General features: G+C 28.5%; 17 protein-coding genes. 7 read left to right on the plus strand and 10 right to left on the minus strand.

Annotated features, from left to right (window positions below; genetic code table 11):
- Together J3359_RS06835 and rlmB are read left to right on the plus strand one after the other, a co-directional pair.
- Entirely contained in the window at nt 1–1,500 is a 1,500-nt protein-coding gene (locus J3359_RS06835; protein ID WP_208079963.1) for a RagB/SusD family nutrient uptake outer membrane protein, read from the plus strand.
- 124 nt (nt 1,501–1,624) lie between these two features.
- Nucleotides 1,625–2,368 (plus strand): 23S rRNA (guanosine(2251)-2'-O)-methyltransferase RlmB, encoded by a 744-nt coding sequence (gene rlmB, locus J3359_RS06840; RefSeq protein WP_208079964.1) that lies wholly within the window; start codon nt 1,625–1,627, stop codon nt 2,366–2,368.
- On the opposite strand, the gene J3359_RS18515 is transcribed toward rlmB, so the two are convergent.
- Nucleotides 2,365–2,541, minus strand: a complete 177-nt coding sequence (locus tag J3359_RS18515; RefSeq protein WP_367890389.1) for a hypothetical protein — start codon at nt 2,539–2,541, stop codon at nt 2,365–2,367. The genes rlmB and J3359_RS18515 overlap by 4 nt on opposite strands.
- 9 nt (nt 2,542–2,550) lie before the next feature.
- Complete coding sequence (locus tag J3359_RS06845) at nt 2,551–3,048, minus strand: rhomboid family intramembrane serine protease (RefSeq protein ID WP_367890390.1); 498 nt, start codon at nt 3,046–3,048, stop codon at nt 2,551–2,553.
- Nucleotides 3,049–3,124: 76 nt separating this feature from the next.
- Here J3359_RS06845 and J3359_RS06850 point away from each other — a divergent pair, with 76 nt between their 5' ends.
- On the plus strand, nt 3,125–4,396 hold the full coding sequence (locus J3359_RS06850) for a replication-associated recombination protein A (protein WP_208079965.1): 1,272 nt from the start codon (nt 3,125–3,127) through the stop codon (nt 4,394–4,396).
- On the opposite strand, the gene J3359_RS06855 is transcribed toward J3359_RS06850, so the two are convergent.
- The 4 genes from J3359_RS06855 to J3359_RS06870 are packed head-to-tail and all read right to left on the minus strand — an operon-like array spanning nt 4,393 to nt 7,812.
- Nucleotides 4,393–5,184, minus strand: a complete 792-nt coding sequence (locus tag J3359_RS06855) for a hypothetical protein (RefSeq protein ID WP_208079966.1) — start codon at nt 5,182–5,184, stop codon at nt 4,393–4,395. The two genes, J3359_RS06850 and J3359_RS06855, sit on opposite strands and share 4 nt — an antisense overlap.
- A 2-nt stretch (nt 5,185–5,186) precedes the next feature.
- Nucleotides 5,187–6,557: a DUF5723 family protein gene (locus tag J3359_RS06860; protein WP_208079967.1), complete on the minus strand. Its 1,371-nt coding sequence runs from the start codon at nt 6,555–6,557 to the stop codon at nt 5,187–5,189.
- 1 nt (nt 6,558) lies between these two features.
- Entirely contained in the window at nt 6,559–7,116 is a 558-nt protein-coding gene (locus tag J3359_RS06865; protein WP_208079968.1) for a hypothetical protein, read from the minus strand.
- A gap of 12 nt (nt 7,117–7,128) precedes the next feature.
- The gene (locus tag J3359_RS06870) at nt 7,129–7,812 is read right to left on the minus strand and encodes a YjjG family noncanonical pyrimidine nucleotidase (protein WP_208079969.1); all 684 of its coding nucleotides are present in this window, start codon (nt 7,810–7,812) and stop codon (nt 7,129–7,131) included.
- Nucleotides 7,813–7,889: 77 nt separating this feature from the next.
- Here J3359_RS06870 and J3359_RS06875 point away from each other — a divergent pair, with 77 nt between their 5' ends.
- Both J3359_RS06875 and J3359_RS06880 read left to right on the plus strand, forming a co-directional pair.
- Nucleotides 7,890–9,020, plus strand: coding sequence for a glycosyltransferase family 4 protein (locus tag J3359_RS06875; RefSeq protein ID WP_208079970.1), 1,131 nt, complete (start codon nt 7,890–7,892; stop codon nt 9,018–9,020).
- Nucleotides 9,021–9,095: 75 nt separating this feature from the next.
- Nucleotides 9,096–10,286: an MATE family efflux transporter gene (locus J3359_RS06880; protein WP_208079971.1), complete on the plus strand. Its 1,191-nt coding sequence runs from the start codon at nt 9,096–9,098 to the stop codon at nt 10,284–10,286.
- A 38-nt stretch (nt 10,287–10,324) separates the two neighbouring features.
- Here J3359_RS06880 and J3359_RS06885 read toward each other — a convergent pair whose 3' ends face one another.
- The 4 genes from J3359_RS06885 to radC form a co-directional block, all read right to left on the minus strand.
- Nucleotides 10,325–11,305 (minus strand): polysaccharide deacetylase family protein, encoded by a 981-nt coding sequence (locus J3359_RS06885; RefSeq protein WP_208079972.1) that lies wholly within the window; start codon nt 11,303–11,305, stop codon nt 10,325–10,327.
- A gap of 5 nt (nt 11,306–11,310) precedes the next feature.
- Nucleotides 11,311–12,186 (minus strand): hypothetical protein, encoded by an 876-nt coding sequence (locus tag J3359_RS06890; RefSeq protein ID WP_208079973.1) that lies wholly within the window; start codon nt 12,184–12,186, stop codon nt 11,311–11,313.
- A gap of 3 nt (nt 12,187–12,189) precedes the next feature.
- Complete coding sequence (locus J3359_RS06895; protein WP_208079974.1) at nt 12,190–13,494, minus strand: polysaccharide deacetylase family protein; 1,305 nt, start codon at nt 13,492–13,494, stop codon at nt 12,190–12,192.
- Between the two features lie 128 nt (nt 13,495–13,622).
- Nucleotides 13,623–14,309, minus strand: coding sequence for a RadC family protein (gene radC / locus J3359_RS06900; protein WP_208079975.1), 687 nt, complete (start codon nt 14,307–14,309; stop codon nt 13,623–13,625).
- A gap of 163 nt (nt 14,310–14,472) precedes the next feature.
- Here radC and trkA point away from each other — a divergent pair, with 163 nt between their 5' ends.
- Together trkA and J3359_RS06910 are read left to right on the plus strand one after the other, a co-directional pair.
- Nucleotides 14,473–15,819 (plus strand): Trk system potassium transporter TrkA, encoded by a 1,347-nt coding sequence (trkA, locus tag J3359_RS06905; protein ID WP_208079976.1) that lies wholly within the window; start codon nt 14,473–14,475, stop codon nt 15,817–15,819.
- Between the two features lies 1 nt (nt 15,820).
- Nucleotides 15,821–17,320: a TrkH family potassium uptake protein gene (locus J3359_RS06910; protein WP_208079977.1), complete on the plus strand. Its 1,500-nt coding sequence runs from the start codon at nt 15,821–15,823 to the stop codon at nt 17,318–17,320.
- Nucleotides 17,321–17,391: the final 71 nt, after the last annotated feature.

Here is a 17,391-nt window from a genome sequence, read left to right on the forward strand (position 1 = left end):
ATGAAAAACATAAAATTAATAATAGCTGTTGCTTTACTAGGTATAGTTTTCAGTTGTAACGACGACATATTAAATAATAGTGGTATCGCTGGTGACAGTCAGCAAACGGCTAGCTTTACCTCTAAACAAGGGGAAGATGCTGCTACCACAAATGATCAAGTTCCTGCTGGTTTCGTAAATGGAATTTATGGACAGATGATTCAAACAGGTTCTGGTGGTAGTTCAAGTCAAGAGGACTTTGGGCACAAAGGATATGATATATATAGTGATTTACTTTCAGGGGATATGGCATATAGTGTATTGACTTATGGATGGTATAGTCGCATCATAAATTTTTTAGCTCCTACAGATTTTACTCAAGGAGAAAATAGAAGAGTTTGGAGATATTATTATAGAATTGTTAGATCAGCTAACAATGTAATTAAAAACCTAGGAGGTAATGATGCTGTACCTGAATTACAAGGAAATAAATATGCAATGGGACAAGCAAAGGCAATGAGAGCTCATTCTTATTTTTATCTGACTCAATTCTTTGAGAAAGAGTATAATGCTAATGAGCCAATATTGCCTCTATATTTAGAACCAATTTTAGAAAACAAAGCTAAAGCTACAGCATCTGAAATTTACGATCAGATGGAAAAAGATTTAACAGATGCTATTAGTTTACTAGAAGGCTTCAATAGAACCGCTAAAAATCAAGTTAATAAAGATGTCGCTCAAGTTATTTATGCTTATGTTTTAGGTGCTAGAGGAACTAATTTTCCAAAAATGGCTTCTTTAACTCAAAATGTTATTAACGCAGGAAACAATACTATATTAAGTAAAGGTGATGTAACCAATGGGTTCGCTGATGTTAATAATGCTAGTTGGATGTGGGGTATTGATATTACAACTACTAATGGTCTTGGATTAGTTTCATGGTGGGGACAAATTGACGCTTATTCATATAGTTATGGTTGGGCAGGAGATTTTAAAGCAATGGATAAATCATTGTTTGATAAAATAAGTGCTGATGATGCTAGAAAAGCTCAGTTTTTTGGAAAAGAAACTAGTAGTAGATATTTACAACCTCTTAAAAAATTCTATGCTTCAAATAAAATTGGAGGAATATCTCAAACAGTTACAGCTGACTATGTTTATATGCGAATAGAAGAAGCATATTTATTAAACGCCGAAGCAAATGCCAGAGCCAATAATGATGCTGCTGCTAGAATTAGCTTAAAAGCTTTAATGTCAAATAGAATACCAGATGTTAGTTATATAGACGGTTTAAGTGGACAAAATTTAATTGATGAAATATATCTACAAACTCGTATAGAATTATGGGGAGAAGGTAAATCTTATCTCGCTTTGAAACGTAATAAAGCAACAATGACAAGAGGTACTAATCACTTATCTTTGGTTGGCACTCCAATTCCTTATAATGATGAAAGATTAACCTTTGAAATTCCACAAGATGAAATTCAAAATAATCCTTTCATAACCGAACAAAATAAGTAAAAATATCCTTTTAAATTATTTAACCTACCCTACATTTATAAATAATGTAGGGTTTTTTAATACTAAAAAACATATAAAACTATCTTATTCAAAATAGAAAATATTTTTAACATACATTTGCCAAATGGAAAAAGACATGACAAACATCTTTGGAATAAGAGCAATTATTGAAGCTATTGAAAGTGGCTCTACAATAAATAAAATATACCTACAAAAAGCATTAAGGGGAGATTTATTTTATCAATTAGATAAATTAATAAAACAACATCGCTTAACCACAAGTATTGTTCCTGTAGAGAAGCTTAATCGTTTGTCTAAAAACAGTAATCACCAAGGTGCTGTTGCACAAATTTCTCCTGTAGAGTTTCATGATTTAGAAACTCTAATTGAAAAAACTATAGAAAGTGGAGAAGTTCCTCTTTTTTTATTATTAGATCAACTTTCGGATGTACGAAATTTTGGAGCAATTATTAGAACTGCAGAATGTACTGGAGTTCATGGAATAATTATTCAAAAAAATGGGAGTGCTCCTGTAAATGCAGAAACTATAAAGACATCTGCTGGTGCTGCGTTTAAAGTACCTATCTGTAAAGTAGATCATATTAAAGATGCCTTATTTCTATTACAAGCATCTGAGATTAAAACTGTAGCTGCTACAGAAAAGACAGAAGATTCTGTTTTCGATATTAATTTTAAGCAACCATTGGCAATTGTTATGGGATCTGAAAATAGAGGTGTTAACCCTTCTATATTAAAAATGGTCGATTATAAAGCCAAATTACCTTTGTTAGGTGAAATAGCATCACTAAATGTGTCTGTGGCTTGTGGCGCTTTCTTATATGAGAGTGTAAGACAAAGAATTAATTAAAATTCATTACTATCTTCTTTTGTTTCGATTTCATCTACTTTTGGAGGTGAAAAATTTCCATGCTCATCAAATAAATCATCAAACGCTGTTTTAGAAAATTGATGCTCTTTTTTTACAATTCCTTTTTTTCGATACATAATAGCGAAAACCAAACCTGTTAAAAAACCAGACAAATGTCCTTCTCAAGACATGCCATCTTTTATAGGTAAAACGTACCAAATCATACTTCCATACAAAAAGATTATAATTAATGAGAGTGCAACCAACCTATAATGCTTCTTTATAATACCACTAAAAAAAACAAAACTAAAAAGCAAATATACAATTCCACTTGCTCCAATATGATAGGATTCCCTCCCAATTAACCAAGTTAAAAACCCAGTAAAAAAACCACCTATAAGTAATATTTTAAAAGCTGTATCTCTGTAAAAAAAGAAAAGTGAAGACAATAATACAAAAAGAGGAATAGAATTATTAAATAAATGACCAACATCACTATGAATAAAATGTGTTAAAAAAATCCCTCTTAACCCCACTAAATCTCTTGGATACACCCCAAATTTATTAAAATTATATCCAAAATAAATCTCAATACAATATAATAACCAAATACAAACAATATAAATTGTTGGTATTAGAAATACGCTTTTTGAGAATTTTAAATTATTATCAGTATTCATTTGCTTAAAAATAGCAAAAACTCAACCAAAATAAAAAATTACAACTTCTGTCATAAATCTTTATTATTTTTACAAAATGAATGAACCTTTGGCAGAAAGAATTAGACCTAAAACATTAGAAGACTATATTAGTCAGCAACATTTGGTAGGTAAAAATGGTGTTTTAACCAATTTAATCAAAAAAGGAATCATTCCCTCATTAATTTTATGGGGACCTCCAGGAATTGGTAAAACAACCTTGGCAAACATCATTGCAACCGAATCTAAACGACCATTTTATACACTTAGTGCCATTAGCTCTGGTGTAAAAGATGTTCGAGAAGTTATAGAAAAAGCGAAAAATAGTGGCGGATTATTTACAGCTAAAAACCCTATTTTATTTATTGATGAAATTCATAGATTTAGCAAATCGCAACAAGATTCTTTATTAGGTGCTGTAGAAAAAGGCTGGGTAACTTTAATTGGTGCAACTACAGAAAACCCAAGTTTCGAAGTAATACCTGCCCTACTCTCTAGATGTCAAGTATATATTTTAAATTCTTTCGATAAAAACGATTTGGTAGCGCTTTTAGAAAGAGCCATAAAAACAGACAAGTTTTTAGCTTCAAAAAAAATAATTTTAAAAGAAACGGAAGCATTATTGCAAGTTTCGAGTGGAGATGCCAGAAAATTATTAAATATTTTTGAATTGTTAGTCTCTTCTGAAGACGAAATTGAAATTACCAATGAGTTGGTTCTTTCTAAAATTCAGAAAAATACAGCTAGGTATGATAAAACTGGCGAACAACATTACGATATTGTTTCGGCCTTTATAAAATCGATTCGTGGTAGCGACCCAAATGCTGCTGTTTACTGGTTGGCGAGAATGATTGAAGGTGGAGAAGATGTAAAGTTTATTGCCAGAAGAATGCTAATTTTAGCTTCAGAAGATATAGGAAATGCAAATCCTACTGCATTAATTTTAGCGAACAATACTTTCCAAGCAGTTTCTGTAATAGGAAATCCAGAATCTCGAATTATATTGAGTCAATGTGCAGTTTATTTAGCGAATTCTACAAAAAGTAATGCTTCTTATATGGCGATTGGAGAAGCACAAAACTTAGTGCGAAAAACTGGAGATTTATCTGTTCCTCTTCATCTTAGAAATGCGCCAACTAAACTAATGAAAGATTTAGATTATGGAAAGGAGTATTTATATTCTCATAATTATCCTAATAATTTCGTAGATCAAGAATTTTTGCCACATGAAATTTCTGGCACAAAATTATATGAACCTGGGCATAACCAAAGAGAAAATCAATTTAGAGACGTTTTAAAAGAAAAGTGGAAGAAACGCTATAAATACTAAAATTTAATCAGATATTCTTCAGTAATTAATTTTCCGTTTTTATAATATTCTGCAACCCAACTATTTGCATTTTTGTATAAAATTCCGTTTTTATCTTTGATAATAAAAACCTCTTTAACATTGGTATTCAATAGTAAAAACACAACTTCTGGTTTTGTATTAATTAACTGAAACCCATTTTCTTTTGCTTGAGCATACAAAACACTTAATGCTTTATTACTTGCAGTTTTTATAGGCTGTTTTTGGTTAGTTATGGGTGATACTTCAGAGATAACTTTTACTGGTTTTTCTACTTTTTTAGAAATAACAGCAACTTTTTTTGCAACCTCACCTTTACTATTTTGGTTATTTTCTGGCAGAGCAACATATCTTATATTACGCATACTTTTATGTGCATTTCTAATTGCTTCTTGATACCCTTTTTTGTAATTTTTTATATTACTTCCTCCTTCTTTAGAAGTGTAAACTACTTTATTAAAACAGTCTTTTAATTGAATTAATGTTTTTATTTTAAATAAAGAAGATTTATCTACAACATCTGCAAATAAGGCTAAACATCTATTTTTTTGTAAATCTTCAGGATAGTCTTCGGAACTTAAATACACCTGAAACCCATTTTTTTCTAATAAAAATTTAGTTAGCGAACTTGTTTGATATTGGTCTGCTTTTTTAAGAAATTCGAATTTTTCTGGAACTACAATGTATTTATAATTCTTTATTTTTTTCTGTTGCCCAAAAGTATAAAGCGATATTAATAAGAAACCGATTGTAAAGATGTATTTTTTCATTTTTAATTAAATATAAGATTAATTCCTAATTGAAAGGACGCATTATTTGCTGATGATAAATTTTGATATTGAATAATATTATCAAAAATACCATAAAAATTTAATTTCCAAATTGTTGCAGAAAGTCCAAAACCAACGTTATATGCAGAATAATCGTCTATGGTATAAGTTACTTTTGCGTGTAAATTTTTATTGAAAGATTTTTGATAAAAACCCGTAAGCGCAAATTGCTTACTTAATGGTCTAAAAACTGAATATAATTGTGCTCCAACAGCATCTGTATAAAAATCTTTATAAGTATTATCGTAACAATATTTACTTCTTTTTTCTCCAAAACTATATTTCAATGCCGCGTTTAATTTTGTTGGCCTCCATGAAATGTAAGAATCGTTATTCTCTATAGTTGGCAACTGTTCTTTAAAATCATCTCTTAATTCTTGCCAATAGTTTCTTGGGTTGTTCGAATCGAATTTAAATTCTATGCCTTCGAAAGTGAAGCTTCCTTTTACTAATGTATTTTTAATGTTTTTTTTATGATTTACAAAACCAACATCTAAAAGACTTCCAGAAAACTGTAATTGTGGAGTAAAATTATAGGTAATTCCAAAATCGAGTCCTAAACCTAAATTTCCACCAAGAAATGTGTTTTTTAAATATTTGTTCGGATTCTTTATATATTCGTTATCTTTTATTACACCGGATGTTCTTATATTAACATCGATATCATTTAAATAATGAATGTAAATATTGTTATTACCTCTAGTAGTTGTAATGGTTCCAGAATTATTGGTAGATTCTAAATTTAATGCAGATGAATAAATTTTAAAACGACTACCAATCGTTAATTTTTTGTCTATTTTTCTTGTAATTCCTGCGTGAATTACTCCTAAAACGTCCATTTTATAAAGAATTTGAGATGCACTAAAAACAGCATTAATATTTGCTGCATTCCCTTCATTAAAAAGTCTAATTCCGTCTTTAGGAATGTAACTTATTCCATCGATTTCTTCATAAAAACCAACACTAAAATAAGTTTTATCGTTCAACCTAAAACCTCCACTTAAAACTTCTATTTGGGCATTAAATTTTACATAATCTCTGGAAGTTAAACTATTTAAGACTTCGCTAACTTTATTGTTTATACTTCTTCCATCTCGCAAAAACAAATCTGACAAAGCAAAATTTGTAACACCAACTTCTGAAGATATACCAGATAATAAAGGAACTCCAATATGGAATTTATAGTTTGTTTCTAAAGCAGGGTTTAATAGCAATGCTTGTGGTAACTCTGCAAAATCGTATAAAACTTGTTTGTTTTGGCTATTGGCAAAAAAACTTACTAAAAATGAAAAATATAATAGTGTCTTTTTCATATTAAAACGATTTTTCTAAATAAACAGAAGCAGCAGATTTCAATTTTATAGTACCACTATCTAAAGTACTCATAGGAATTGTTGGATCTCCTAGTCGAACAACAACCTCTACACGTGTAAAATCCTTAACATTAGGGTTTAAAGTAATATTAATAATTTCTTTTTGTTTAAAATCTCTTTTATTTGCAGCAATATTTAAATCTTGTAATTTATAAATTTCAACATCATTTTCGTCTAATAAGGTTAATTCTAAAACAAAATCTCTATTAATTTCGTTTATCACCTCAAACTCAAAGTCTAACCTTACAGAGTTGTCTTTAAAAAAACTATTTTTAAAAATTTCGAAATTAGTTTTTTCTCTAACTTCCGTAATTGGTGAAGATGTAAAAACCAAAGAATTTACAGAAAAAGTTGCCAAAGCAAAAGTATAACTTGGTTTTATAACATAATCTTCTATTTGATCGAAATCTAAACTTTGGTAACAAGAAAAGAATAATAGAGAAACTGTTAGGAAGAATATTTTTTTAAAATTTACCATAAATGGGGGTATTATTTTCAAACGTATAAAGGTTTAAAGATATTGTTTTAATTCTAAAATCGATGTAACTGTTAGTATTTTAGGATTTGTAATCGAAGAATTATTAAAGTTACAATGAATGGCTTTTAACACTATATTTATTGCACCCTCTACATCTGCCTCTAAGTTATCGCCAATCATAATCGATTTTTCGATATCTGCATTTGCAGTTTCTAAAGCATATTTAAAAACTCTTGGATTTGGTTTTTTTACACCCACAGATTCTGATGTAATAATTTTATCGAAATAATGGTTTATTCTAGAGTTTATCATTTTTTTAGTTTGAATTTCTTCGAAACCATTGGTAATAATATGCAATTGGTATTTTTCTTTTAAGTAGTTTAAAAGCTCGAAAGTTCCATCAAACACATAATTAAAATCTGCTAAATGCACAATATATTCTATGGCAATTTTATGAATCATGGCATCAGAAATATTATAATTTACAGCATCAAATGTTTCTTTAAGCCTGCCATATCTTAATTTTTCTTTAGATACTTTTTCTTCTCTATATAATTTCCAATATTTTAAATTTATAGGAGTATATACTTCTAAAAAAGCAGTAGTATTTACTTGAATATTATTGAGTTTAAAAACTTTTTGAAAGGTTAGGTCGGAATTTTTATCAAAATCCCATAAGGTATGATCTAAGTCAAAGAATACATGTTCAATTTTCATTTGCTAAATGTAAAAAAATATAAATAATAAAAAGGGGATTAAGTTGTTATATTTGTTACAAATAATAACTTTTTTTTTTGAAGAAAAAATTACACATTTTATTTCTTTGTGGTTGGTTTCCTTCTAAAGTTTTCTCTAATAATGGAGACTTTATAGAGCGCCATGCAAAAGCAGTAGCTACAAAACATTTTGTAACTGTTTTACATATTATTACAGATAAAAATGCTACAAAAAGTATAGAAATTGTCTCAAAAAAAGAGGCTAATGTAACCACGCATATTGCATATCTTAAAAAAGCCGACCATAAATTAAAAAAGGTTTCTCTTTTTATAAAAGCATTTTTTGCTTTGTTGAAAAAAGTAGAAACTGTTGATGTTGTTCATTTAAACGAAATTTTTCCATTCGGAATGTTTAGTTTGTATTTAAAATGGTTTCAAAAAAAACCATATATAATTTCGGAACATTGGACAGGTTACCACCCACCACAAGCTAGAAATATTTCTTTTATTCAAAAATTGATTTCAAGAAAAGTTACCAAAAACGCAGCTTTTATTTGTCCTGTTTCTAATGATTTAAAAAATTCTTTAGAAGCTTTAAATTTTGAAGGAAATTATAATAGAGTACCAAATGTGGTAGACACTAATTTATTTTATCCTGAAGAACAATCTTCTTCAACTTTTAAAATTATTCATGTTTCTAATATGGTTAACGAGCATAAAAATGTGGAAGGAATTTTAAGAGTAATTTATAAATTACAGGAAAAAATTACTAATTTTAAATTTACCATCATTGGAGAAAATTCTAAACAATATGTAGATTTAGCCAATGAATTAAAAATAAATCCTAAACATATTATTTTTAAAGATCAAATTCCGCATGTAGAGGTTGCCCAAGAATTAAGAGAAAGTAATCTGTTTATTTTGTTTAGCAATTACGAAAATTTACCTTGTGTAATTTTAGAGTCTTTTTCTTGTGGAGTTCCTGTAATTTCGACAAATGTTGGTGGAATCAACGAGTTTTTCCCAGAGGATTTTGGTGAGTTAATTCAACCTAAAGACGAAATTGCTTTGTTACAAAACATAGTTAACTTTTACACTAATTTTAAGGTTGATAAATTAAAAATGCACAATTATGTTGTAGAAAATTTTTCAGAAGAAAAAATCGCAACAGATTTCGAAAAACTATATTACAAATCGCTAAAAAAATAACTACTGAATAACATTAAAACATATTTATCTAATTTTAAAAAACGTGCTGGAAACCATATTCTTGTTGCAACTGTTTTGGCAAGAATATTTTCGTTATTTGCTTCGTGGATTGCTTTAAAATTAATACCAGATGCAACTTTGGGAGTTGTGTTATTTTCTTATAATATTATATTGTTTTTATTGCCTGTTAGTGGTTTTGGATTGCACCAAAGTTTATTGCGTTTTAGTGCCATTTCTAAAAACAATGAAGAGAAAAACACCATTTTTTTATATGTTTTAAAATACGGATTAATTGCTTCCTTAATTATTATTTTTGTGGTTGTAATTGCAAGCCTATTTATTCCTTTTCAATTCGAAAAAACACAACAATATGTAATTGTTTTCTCTTTATTAATTATCCCCACTTTTCTTTTTGAAATTATTAGAGCGCAATTACGCTTGAATCACGATAATAAAAATTATGCTTATTCAGAATTTTTACACAGTATCATTTTAGTAGTTTCAGTATTTGGTTTTACGTATTTTTTTGATGAAAACGGCTATGTTTTCGCACTTTTAATTACTCCTTTAGTTACTGCACTTGTATTTCTAAAAAAAACAAATATTATTTTTAGTAGAATAAAAAAAATACCTCAATTAAATTTCTCTTTTTGGAAATATGGCTTTTTTGCAAGTTTATCGAATGTAATAACACAACTTTTAATTGTAGTAGACATTCTTTTGATTGGTTTCTTATTAGACGACCCAGAAATGGTTACAAAATATCGCTACATTTCGTTAGTTCCATTTAGTTTGTTATTTATTCCAAGAGTTTTTATAACAACCGATTTTGTAACAATTACCGAAAAAATTAGTGATAAAAATTACATCTTAAATTATATAAAAAGCTACCTCTCTTTTTTTACAGTATTAAGTGTTTTAATGCTATTTTTTGTTGGCTACTTCTCATCAGAAATACTAGCGATTTTTAATCCAAATTACATCGTTTACAATACCATTTTTAGAGTTTTAATCTTGGGAATTGCAGGAATTTTTATTTTTAGAAACCTTTTTGGAAACTTACTTTCTTCAATTGGTAAAGCCTATATAAATTTTTATATTGCTTTTTTAAGTTTACTTTTAAACGTGATTAGTAATTACTATTTAATTCCAAAATACGGAATTTTAGGAGCTGCAATAACCTCTGCTTCTTTAATGTGGTTTACTGGAATTTTATCTGGGATTTGGTTTCTATTTTTGTATCAAAAAAAACATAAAAATCAATAATCTTAAAGGTATTACAAAACAATGTTTTTTTTAAACTATCAATCTCTGGGCATTGTATTCTTATAAAAAGCTATTTTTAAAAAATACTTAATATATTCTTTTAATAAATAGTTTTCTGCGTTTTCATTTCTAATTTCAAATGATAATCGTTGGAAATTTGTTACAAAATTATCTTTTTTAATTCCTGATGTTCCGAAACTAGCATCTATTACTTTTTCAGCATTTAATTTTGTAAAAAACTTTTTAGAAACATTTAAATCTGTAAATGGAAAAGAGAAAACTTTATAATCTAAATTAAAGTTTTTAATTAACCAATCTAAAGAATCTTTTGTCTGTGTTATTTGTGTTTCAAAAGGAATTTCCGAATACAAAGGATGGTTTTTAGAATGGGCACCAACTGTAAAACCCTTTTCTATTAATTCCTCAATTTCTATTGAGCTTAAGTAAGGTTTTTCAGTTTGTAAATAATCTTCAAATGAATAATTTATTTCGTTCGCTAATCTGTCTAAAATTTCTTTATTATTAAAATTTACACCTAACAGTTTTTCTTTAATTTTTTGATTGTCTTCAAAAAAATCGTGGTATTTATTTTTTATTTTAGGGGAAGACTTCGAGTAAAATTGGAATAATAAACTTGCTTTATATCTAAAAAATAATGCTTTATTATCTATAAAATCTGAATTTACAAAAACTGTTGCAGGTATTTTTTCCTTTAATAAAATTGGCGCAACTACTTTATAAAAATTAGACAAACCATCATCAAAAGTAATATGGAAATAATTTTGCTTACTTTTTTTTCTTGATTTGGAAACCGCTATAAATTCTTGCATTGAAATAGGGGTGTAATATTTATTTAAAATAGCAATATCATTTTTAAAACTTAAAATTTTTCTAGGCGTATATAAAAAATTTTCAAAGGTTTGTTTTTCATCAGAAACTTTATGATAGAAAGGAAGCATCGTTCGTTGCTTAGAGATAGATATTAGGTTTTTTAATAAATTTTCTAACATAAAGTTCATAATTTTTATTGTGAAAAATATTTAGTTAAATTAATTTGATAATAGTTTTCTTTTTTAGCTCCAAAACTCTTAAAAAAAGACGCAATACCTTTTATATTTGAACCTTCGAAATCAAAAATTAAATTTGTGTTCGCATTTTTTTCTAATATCTTATTAATAATAAAAGTTGGGCCTTTTAATTTTTTTCCAAACTGTGTAAACGACGAGAATAAATAAGTAATTCTATTTTTTTGTTTTAATAAAAAAACACCTCCTAATAAAATATCATCTTTAAAAACTCCTAGAACATAACCAATATTATTATCTATCATATATTTAGACAAGTTCCTTAGTATTGAAAAATAATATATTGGAGAGGGCATATAATTATAATTGTCTTTTTTAATTTCTATTAAAAGTTCTAAACTTACTTCTTTTATTTCTAATTGATTTCTTTCCCCTACTTTTACGGCATGTTTTCTTCCTTTTGAAAAAGATTTAAAAATTGTATCATGTGAAGCATCTAAACTTAAAATATAATTTTTTTTTTCTATCATCTTTGCTGATGAGAAATTATTAGAATTCATATTTATAGATATTTTTAAAAACTTTTTCGGAATTTTATTTAAAAAACGCTCTTGCATTTCTTTAAAAATAGTGTGCAAAGAAAAAATTCCTAATTGCTGACAAAAAAAAGGTTGTGTAATGTATTTAAGTCCAAATTTACGTTTCCAAGGAAGTGGCATTACAGCTTGGTAATCGTTTAAAACCAACACATCCCAATTATCTGCAACAAGATCTAAATACCAAGAGAAAGCATAGATTCTAGATTGAATGGAGTTTTCAATACAAGTATCGTATTTTAAAACGTCTAAGTTTTTTCGTTTTATATACTGTATCATTCTTTAGCTTGTCGCAATTTTAACCATAGATTCATACAAACGTTTCCAACCTTTCCAACGCAAGTAATTGCTTAATGTTTCGTTATGAAAAAGTGTAATAAACATGCCATTTACTGCTTTTACTTCGTTTCTTAAATCTCTAATTTTTCCTAACGATTGTTTGGGAGTAATTTTTAAATAATCGTTTAAGGTAGCATCCATTAAAGCAAATGGAAATATTTTTAAAGGTGTTTGAATTTCGAAATCTAAATCGTAAAAATAAAAAGGTGTACAGGTACTTGCTCTAAAACCAACATTACTTGCATAGCCCATAGAATAATCTTCTTCGATTTCTAAATCTATTAATTGTTGGTAAGTATCTGGTAAATTAAAGCGTAAATAATGTTGTCTCGATCTTAAAACTGGCATGTTTGTAATGTTTTCCAATCGTTGTTTTTCCTTTTTTAAGATTCCAGGATTTTGCATTGTAAAATAAGAAGGATGTAAACCAACTCTTGCATAATCTACCAATTCTTTTATTTGCAATTTGTATTTGGTTTTTGATGCAGAAACATTGGTATCGAACGTATTGTAATCGCTAACTGTACAGAAAAAAACAGTTCTTGCATTGTATTGTTTTTTTATTCTTAAAATTTCTGCAAAAGTATCGTAAGGATCTTTTTTTAAACGACTCACAACTGCCAAACGATTCCAAACATTTAACAATCTAAATTTAAAAATATCGTTAAAAAGTCCACCAAAAGTTCTTATTAAACTCTTGTATTTATATGCATAGGCATTATCGATATCTATGGTAGAAACGTATTTATAACTTCTACTTTTATATTCGTATTCTGGAAATTTTTCTTTTAAAACTTTTAATAATTTATACGCCCAAATATCTACAACTGGCTTTTCTAAAAATCCGTTTTTGTATGCCAAACTTTGTTCGGCTGTATATCTTCCATGGATATCTTTTACATGTGGCAAATACTCTTCGTATCTTGTAATTAAATAGAAACTCGCCGCAAAAATATCGAAAGGAATTGCCGATTTTCCTCCAGATGCAAAAAAACAAGGAACTTCTTCCCATTTTTGCATGTTAATATCTAAATCATTTACACCTTGTTCGAACATTAAATCGTTACTTTTTACAAAAAATTCGTTTCCAAGTGGGGTTTTTGTATAAGAAATTTTAGGTCCATTGTGTGCAACAAACTCTTCAACTTTCGAAGTAAAACCAACAGGAATTAAAAGAGTTCGTGTAAGAATATGTTTAAAAATATAACGAATTCTTGGTGTAATTGTATGTGTATAAACTAATATCATGGTTTGGTGTTAAATCTGCATTATGCAGTTGGCAGTCTTAGTTTTCAGTCTCAGCCTCTAATATTTTTAAACAATTGTAAACTGCTACTGCTACTGCTTACTGTGACTGCTTACTGAATCCTAATTCCCTACAGAATCCCTTCGTCTGCAAAGCTAAAATAATCTTTTTGGGTAATAATTAAATGATCTAACAATTTAATATCTAAAGTTGCACCTGCTTCTTTTATTTTTTGTGTTAATTGTTTGTCTGCAAGACTGGGTTGCAATTTTCCTGATGGATGATTATGACAAACAATTATGGCTACAGATGCCAATTCTAAAGCGCGCTTAAATAGCAAACGAACATCTACAATTGTGGTTGTTAAACCGCCTTTACTAACTTGCGATTTTGCCATTACTTTGTTGGAATTATTTAAGAATAAAACCCAAAATTCTTCGTGTTCTAAATCGCCAATTACAAGTTGCATAACATTTGCTGCTTCTTTACTGCAAGAAATTTTTGGTTTTTCTACTGTATTTTCAAATTGTCTTCTTTTTCCTAACTCTAAAGCTGTAATAATCGAAATTGCTTTGGCTTCTCCAATTCCATTAAACTCAATTAATTTTTCTACCGAAAGTTTTGCCAATTCATTTATATTTCCATCGACAGATTGTAAAATTCTCTTAGACAAACCTACAGCACTTTCTTTTTTATTTCCAGAACCTATTAAAATGGCAACTAATTCTGCATCCGATAAAGAAGTTTTTCCTTTGGCAACCAACTTTTCTCTAGGTCTATCGTCTAAAGCCCAAGATTTAATCGTTAATTTTTCCATACATCTATTTTTAGTAAAAATACAAAAAACGTTTTTTATTGTTAAACCTCATTAAAAACCAACCATAATGAATTCATTTTCAATTAACTTCAAAAAATAAAGGGAATTTAAAAAAGTGTTTCTATTGTTTCGTATCTTTGTACTCTATTTTCTAAATTTTAATATGAAGATTATTATAGCAGGTGCTGGAGATGTAGGTTTTCATTTAGCAAAACTACTTTCTTACGAATCTCAAGACACTTACATTATAGATTTTGATGGTGATAAATTAAATTACATCAACAATCATTTAGATGTAATTACAAAAAGAGGTGATGCCACTTCCATACAATTGTTAAAAGAAATTGGTGTGGCTTCTGCAGATTTATTAATTGCGGTTACCGAAAGCCAAAATACCAATTTTACAATCTCTGTAATTGGAAAATCTTTAGGTGCTAAAAAAACCATTGCAAGAATAGATAATCCAGAGTTTCTAAATAATTGTGAAGTTGATTTTTCGAAATTCGGATTAGATTTTATGATTTCTCCACAAGAATTAGCAGCCAACGAAATTAAAATGTTGCTCAATCAATCTTCTTTTAACGACACTGTAGAATTTGAGAGTGGTGTTTTTAATGTAATGGGAACTTCGTTAACATATAAATCGCCTTTGGTAGATTTGTCCGTAAAAGAAGCAAAGCAAAAATTTAGTAATATCGATTTTATTACCATCGCTATTAAAAGAGAAAACGTTGCTCAAACTATTATTCCTAGAGGAGATACTAAATATCAAATAAACGATCAGGTATATTTTTCTGTTCCTAATTACAGTATGAAAGACTTGTACCCTATTATTGGGAAGAAACAATTTAACATAAAAAATGTAATTATTTTAGGAGGAAGTAGCATTGGAGAAAAAACAGCTCGAAATTTATGCAAAGATAATTTTAACGTAAAGCTAATTGAAAAAAATAGAGAAAAAGCAGAAATTTTAGCAGAAGATTTAAGCAATGCTCTAATTATTAATGGAGATGGAACCGACTTAGAGTTATTAGAGGAAGAAAATATTAGAGAAACAGATGCTTTTATTGCGGTTACAGCAAATTCTGAAACCAATATTATGTCTTGCTTAGTGGCAAAATCGAAAGGCGTAAAAAAAACCATTGCTTTGGTAGAAAATATGGATTATATCGATATTTCACAAACCATTGGCATTGAATCTCTTATTAATAAAAAATTAATTGCAGCAAGTAATATTTTTAGACATATTCGTAAAGGTGAAATTTTAGCCTTGGCAAATTTACATAACATAGATGCAGAAGTTTTTGAGTTTGAAGTAAGACCAAATGCAAAAGTAACTCACAAACCTATTAAAGACTTAAACTTTCCTAGAGAAGCCGTTTTTGGTGGAATTATTAGAGATGGAAACCCTTTAATGTCTTTTGGAGAAATGCAAATTAAAAATGGAGATAAGGTAATTGTATTTTGTTTGCCAGAAGCTATTAGTACTGTAGAAGGACTATTCAAATAAAATGGGCGCTTTAAACACAAAAATAATTTATCGCTTTCTAGGAATTACAGCCATTTTAAATGGACTGTTTATGTTTTTAGCTGTGCCTTTTAGCATGTATTATAACGAAACAGAAAAATGGGGCATCTTAAATGCAGGAATTATTACCGTTTTTATTGGAATTCTTTTTTACTTTTTAAACAAACCTAGCAATACAAATATTCAAAAAAAAGAAGGATATTTAATTGTAACCTTAGGCTGGCTAACACTCTCTTTTACAGGAATGTTACCCTATTTATTATCTGGAGCAATTCCAAGTATTACAAACGCTTTTTTCGAAACCATTTCTGGGTATTCTACCACAGGTTCTTCTATATTAACAGATATAGACAATATGTCGAAAGGAATTTTATTTTGGCGAAGTGCAACACATTGGATTGGAGGAATGGGAATTATCGTTTTAACGATTGCCATTTTACCTTTATTAGGAATTGGCGGAATGCAATTATTTATGGCAGAAGCTCCAGGACCTTCCGCAGATAAATTGCACCCAAGAATTACAGATACTGCAAAAAGATTATATTTAATTTATGTACTACTTACATTAACAGAATTTTTTCTTTTAAAATTTGCTGGTATGACCTGGTTTGACGCCATAAACCATGCAATGGCTACTATGAGTACTGGTGGTTTTTCGACAAAGTCGGATAGTGTTGCATTTTACAATGGAAACCCATTAATACAATACATTATAATTGCATTTATGTTTATTGCAGGAACCAATTTTGTATTGACTTATTTTGCTTTAAAGGGAAAAATACAGCGAGTTTTTCAAAGTGAAGAATTTAAATATTATTTATTTGGTATTTTAGGGGTAAGTGCAATTATTACGATAATAATAATCTTTTTTCAAGATCCTAATTTAGAATCTGTTTTGGCATATCCACAAGTTTTAGGCGAAACAGAAAGTGCAATTAGACATTCGTTATTTATGGTTACTTCTGTTGTTACAACTACAGGCTTTGTAACTGCCGATTTTACAATGTGGAACTTTTTTGCAACTGGAATTTTCTTTGCTTTACTTTTTACAGGAGGCTCTGCAGGTTCTACAAGTGGAGGAATTAAAGTAGTTAGACATATTATAATGCTAAAGAATAGTTTTTTAGAATTTAAAAAAGCGTTGCACCCAAATGCAATAATTCCTGTAAGATATGATGATAAAACTGTTAACCAAACCATTGTTTTTAACATCCTATCTTTCTTTATAATTTATATGCTAATATTTATTATATCTTCTGTAATACTTACTTTATTTGGTTTAGATTTTACGTCTGCATTAGGAGCTGCTGCTTCTTCTTTAGGTAATATTGGTCCTGCAATTGGTAGTGTAAGTCCTGTTGATAATTTTGCACATTTATCGCATGCTGCAAAATGGTTTTGTTCTTTTTTAATGTTAATTGGTCGTTTAGAACTCTTTACAGTATTAATATTATTTACTCCATTCTTTTGGCGTAAGAATTAATTTTCTTCTAATAATTTTATATTATCTTATTGTTAAGTTATTTTTTATTTGTTGTTATATCTTAATTTTTA

The sequence above is a fragment of the Polaribacter cellanae genome (genome assembly GCF_017569185.1).
GTDB classification, from domain to species: domain Bacteria; phylum Bacteroidota; class Bacteroidia; order Flavobacteriales; family Flavobacteriaceae; genus Polaribacter; species Polaribacter cellanae.